This window comes from Vulcanococcus sp. (assembly GCF_044369115.1).
In the GTDB taxonomy this organism is placed as follows: Bacteria; Cyanobacteriota; Cyanobacteriia; order PCC-6307; family Cyanobiaceae; genus Vulcanococcus.
On the sequence record NZ_JBIPMN010000185.1, the window covers coordinates 1 to 4660 of the forward strand.

The window sequence follows — 4660 nt, forward strand, 5'->3', positions numbered from 1 at the left end:
ATCGAGCTGGGCACTGGAGGGGTTGGCCTGCTCGGTGAGCAGATGGCCCCGTTGCACATCCGCAAACGAGCTGCTCACAGCAGACCCTCAAGCCGGCGACGGAAATCTTCGAGTTCCGCATTGCCGGTGCTGATCGGATCATCAGCGGCGGCCACCGCGGGCTCGCTGCTTGGGTCCTCCTGCTCGCGCCAGGAGGTCACATCCATGTTCTTTTCAGGCGGAGCAATCAGCAGGCGATCTTCAGCGCTCTGGGGCAGGAACCCAGCCGGAACAAACCGCGCTTCATAGCCGGCGCTGCTGCAGAACTCCTCCATCTCGCGGCGTTCGATCGCCTCCACCGTTGGAGCAGGGAAATCCTGGGCCTCCAGCAGACCGGCGTAGCGCTCGGCATCATCGCGGTCCTCAAACAACAGCACCACGGTGGTGCCATTCAGTTCGAGGGAGTGGATGCCCTCGTTGTCGCTGCCGGCATCGAACAGCAGGACGTGAACCGACATCGTGGAGCAAACGCTGGGTTCAGTGTCTCACTGATGGGCGATGTCGGCTCAGCTCCGTTCACCATCGAGCTCAGCGGCCAACTGCTGCAGGCGGGCATACAGCGCCTCCTCCGCCTCGGTGAGGGCGCTGGGCACGACCAGGCGCACCTCCACCAGCTGATCCCCGCGTTGATCGCCCTGCTGCAATCCACGCCCGCGCAAGCGCAGCAAGCGCCCGCTGGAGGAACCGGCCGGAACGCGCAGCTGCACCGGACCGTCAAGCGTGGGCACCACCACGGAGCAGCCCAGCGCCGCCTCCGCCGGCGAGAGATCAAGCTGATACTGCACTCGCAGACCGTCGATCCGCAGGCCCTCGGGCGTGCGCACCCGCAGCTGCAGAAAGTGGTCGCCACCGCCAGGGGCAACGCCAGCGAGGCGCAAACGCCAACCATCCCCCGCCATCGCGGGAGTCCACACCTCAACGCAGCTGCCATCGGGCAGATCAATCTCGACCCGCTCACCGTGCAGGGCCTGCTCCGGGGTGAGCTCCACCAGCGACTCACAATCGCTGCTCGCCACCACCGGTGGCGGGGGAGGTGGCGACGCCGTGACCTCACTGCGCTCCCTGGGTCCAGCGGCTGGCGGCCGTTCGGAGTCAGTGGATCGGCTGGATCCCGATCGGCGCTGCGGAATGCCGAACAGCGCCTCGATGTAGTCGTGAAAATCGGGGAACCCGTGGGCAAAGGGATCCAGCCCAGCGGCTGCCGCCTCGGCGGTATCGAGCCCCTGCTCCCACTGCTCGCGGCGTTGGGGATCACTGAGAACGGCATAGGCCTCGTTGACGGCCTTGAACTGTTCCTCAGCATGGGGGTCGTTGCCGTTGAGATCGGGGTGCCAACGCCGAGCCTGCTGGCGAAAGGCACGTTTGAGCGCCTGGGAATCCGCGCCGGGCTCAAGCCCCAGCACAGCCCAGTGATTCACAGCCGAGCGAGAGGGAGCACTGGTCACCGGGCTCAGTCCTCAGCCCAGGGATCACCCTCAAATGGGGCGGGCCTGGCGCTGCGGCGCGGCGCCGCTGGAGCAATCAGGCGATCGGAATCCCAATCGCGCTCCTCCCCGTCGTCATCATCCGAATAGCGGTCATCCCGGTAGCTGTTGTCCGCGTAACGCTCTTGGGGTGCGCGGCGTGATCGCTGGTCGCGATCGTCTGCGAAGGAGGGCTCAAAACGCTCCTGGGGATCGCGCTCTGGTCTGAAGCGTCCAGCGCCAAAACGATCGTCGCCAGCACTGGACTCTCGGTAGGGATCTCCCTGATACCGCTCCTGGCTGAGGCGATCCTGATCGGAATAGCGAAAGGGCGGACCATCAAGGCGTGGGGCTGGGGCCGGCCGGCTCCAGTCGTCGGCACCCCAGCCGCTGCGAGCAGCACTCCAGGAGGGCTCGGCCCAGGGATCGCGGCCTCGGCCGCGGGAATCCCAGTCATCCCAATCGTCGTCGGCAAACAGTTCGTCTTTGAGCGAACCCAGGGTGTTTTTCAGACCCTGGAGAGGGTTGCTGTCTTGCTTGCGTTCGCTCGCTAGGCGGCGGTTGAGCCCGTAGAGGGCCTCCTGCAACTGGCTCACCGCCAGATCCAGATCACCCAGATCTCCCGACGCCAGCTGATCCTGCACGTCGCGGACGGCAATCTCCACAGCGCGTTGCTGACGCTCCGCTCCATAAGGCCCCAACTCCAGGGCGGCATCGCGCAAGCGACGTTCGGCCTGAGCCACAAGGGTTTGGGCCCGGTTGCGCCGGTCGATCTCGGCCTTGCGGCGCCGATCTTCACTGGCCTTCTGCTCGGCCTCTTCAATCAGGGTCTTGATCTCATCCTCACTGAGATTGGAACCGCCTTGAATGCTCACGCTCTGCTGGCGGCCCGTTGTGCGATCAGTGGCTGAAACCTGGAGCAAGCCGTTGGCATCAATATCGAACGACACCTGCACCTGAGGCACACCCCGCGGGGCCGGCGGAATCCCGGAGAGGCGGAAGCGGCCCAGGCTCTTGTTGCCTTCGGCCATCTGGCGCTCACCCTGGAGCACGTGGATCTCCACGGAGCTCTGGTTAGCTTCCGATGTGCTGAACACATCGCTCTTGCGCACCGGGATCGAGGTGTTGCGCGGGATCAGCACCTTCATCACCCCACCGATCGTTTCCAGACCGAGAGAAAGCGGTGTGACGTCGTTCAGCATCAAATCGCGCAGCTCGCCGGTGAGGATCCCGGCCTGCACGGCCGCACCGATCGCGACCACCTCATCGGGGTTCACCGACTGGCAAGGCTCCAATGGAATCAGGGTGCGCACCATCTCCTGCACCATCGGCATGCGGGTGGAGCCGCCCACCAGCACCACATCGTCGATGTCTTCAGCCGCCAGACCTGAATCGCGGAGAGCTCGCTGCACGGGCCGCAACAACCGATCGAGCAGATCGGGGCAGAGGCCCTCGAAGGTGCGCCGCTCCAGCGTGGTTTCGATATGCAGAGGCCCTGCTTCGCCCGTGGCAATGAACGGCAGGGAAATCGGCGTGCTCTGCACGCCGCTGAGCTCGATCTTGGCCTTTTCCGCCGCTTCCGTGAGCCGTTGCAGAGCCTGGCGATCGCGGCGCAGATCGATGCTGTGCGCGCTCTGGAACTGATCGGCCAGCCAATCCACGATGCGCCGGTCCCAATCATTGCCACCCAGCTGGGTATCGCCGCTGGTGGCCTTCACATCGAACACCCCCTGGGCGATGCGCAGCACTGACACATCGAAGGTGCCACCGCCCAGGTCGAACACGAGCACGCGCTTCACGGTGCTGCGATCAAAGCCGTAGGCCAAGGCAGCGGCTGTGGGTTCGTTCAGGATCCGCTCCACGCTGATCCCCGCCAAACGGCCCGCATCTCGGGTGGCCTGACGCTGGGCGTCGTTGAAGTAAGCCGGCACCGTGATCACCGCCGCTTCCACCGGCTCGCCCAGATACGTGCTGGCGTCATCCACGAGCTTGCGCAGGATGCTGGCCACCAGCTCTTCCGGCGCGTATTCCCGCTCGGTGGCCGGGCAAACCACCCGCACATTGCCCTGGTCGTTGGCCCGCACGGTGTAGGGAACAGAGAGGCTGCTGTCCTCCAGCTCCTCCCACTGGCGCCCCACAAACCGCTTCAGATTGGCGAAGGTGTTGCGGGGGTTGAGAACCAGCTGGCGGCGGGCCAGTTGCCCCACCAGCAGTTCAGCGTCCTTGCTGAAGCCAACAACAGATGGGGTGGTGCGGCCGCCCTCGGCACTGGCAATCACCTGAGGGCGCCCACCCTCGAGCACCGCCACCACCGAATTGGTAGTGCCCAGGTCGATGCCAACGATCCGTGCCAAGTGACTGACTGCGCCCCAGGGATTGTTGCCTAAGCCCTCACGCTAACGGCCCTGCGCCAGAGCTTTAGATTTGGGCCAGGTAAAGATCCCCATGGCAGCGGGTGCGCGCCCCGAACTCTTCTCGCAGCGGCGGCGTCCCCCCTGGGAACTGCTGATTGATCGGGGATTCCAGAAGCTGGCGGTGGCACTGGCCTCCGTGGTGGGGCTGGTGCTCATCGGCATCCTCTTCACCGTGCTCGGCGGGGCCAGAGAAGCCATCGCCCGCTTCGGGCTTGGTTTCCTCACCACCTCCGACTGGGACCCGATCGGGGAGCACTACGGAGCCTTCACCGCCATCTACGGAACGCTGGTGAGTTCCCTGCTGGCCTTGGCGATCGCCGTGCCGCTGGGCGTGGGCACCGCCATCTTTCTCACCGAGAACTTCATCCCCCTGCCGGTTCGTCAGGTTCTGGGCTTGATGGTGGAGCTGCTGGCGGCGATTCCCTCGGTGGTGCTGGGCCTCTGGGGCATCTTTGTGATGGAGCCGTTCCTTAGGCCTGGGCTCACGAGCCTGCATCAATGGCTTGGCTGGCTTCCCTTTTTCTCCACCACGCCGCTCGGCCCTGGCATGGCTCCGGCGGTGTTGATCCTGGTGGTGATGATCCTGCCGATCATCACGGCCATTTCGCGCGACTCACTCCAACAGGTGCCGCTGGCCCTGCGGCAGGCGGCCTACGGCGTGGGCACCACCCGCTGGGGCGCCATCGTGCACGTGATCCTGCCGGCGGCGATCTCCGGCATCACCGGCGGCGTGATGCTCGCGTT

4 protein-coding genes are annotated in these 4660 nt (G+C 65.3%); 1 reads left to right on the forward strand and 3 read right to left on the reverse strand.

Annotated features, from left to right (window positions below; translation table 11 throughout):
* Positions 1 to 74: 74 nt before the first annotated feature.
* The 3 genes from ACIQ2E_RS12485 to dnaK are packed head-to-tail and all read right to left on the reverse strand — an operon-like array spanning position 75 to position 3856.
* Entirely contained in the window at positions 75 to 497 is a 423-nt protein-coding gene (locus ACIQ2E_RS12485) for a DUF3110 domain-containing protein (protein ID WP_296446408.1), read from the reverse strand.
* A gap of 48 nt (positions 498 to 545) precedes the next feature.
* On the reverse strand, positions 546 to 1493 hold the full coding sequence (locus ACIQ2E_RS12490; RefSeq protein WP_398331018.1) for a DnaJ domain-containing protein: 948 nt from the start codon (positions 1491 to 1493) through the stop codon (positions 546 to 548).
* Positions 1490 to 3856 carry a molecular chaperone DnaK gene (dnaK, locus tag ACIQ2E_RS12495; RefSeq protein WP_398331012.1) on the reverse strand — a complete coding sequence of 789 codons (2367 nt, stop codon included), beginning with the start codon at positions 3854 to 3856 and terminating at the stop codon, positions 1490 to 1492. The genes ACIQ2E_RS12490 and dnaK overlap by 4 nt, the downstream gene beginning before the upstream one ends.
* Before the next feature lie 91 nt (positions 3857 to 3947).
* Between dnaK and ACIQ2E_RS12500 the strand changes: the two genes are divergently transcribed.
* Positions 3948 to 4660: PstC family ABC transporter permease (locus tag ACIQ2E_RS12500; protein WP_398331015.1), on the forward strand; the 713-nt coding region annotated here is incomplete at its 3' end.

Excerpts from the sequence above, each read along its gene's own strand:
- ACIQ2E_RS12485 (WP_296446408.1), bottom strand. The coding sequence starts at position 497 with ATGTCGGTTCACGTCCTGCTGTTCGATGCCGGCAGCGACAACGAGGGC.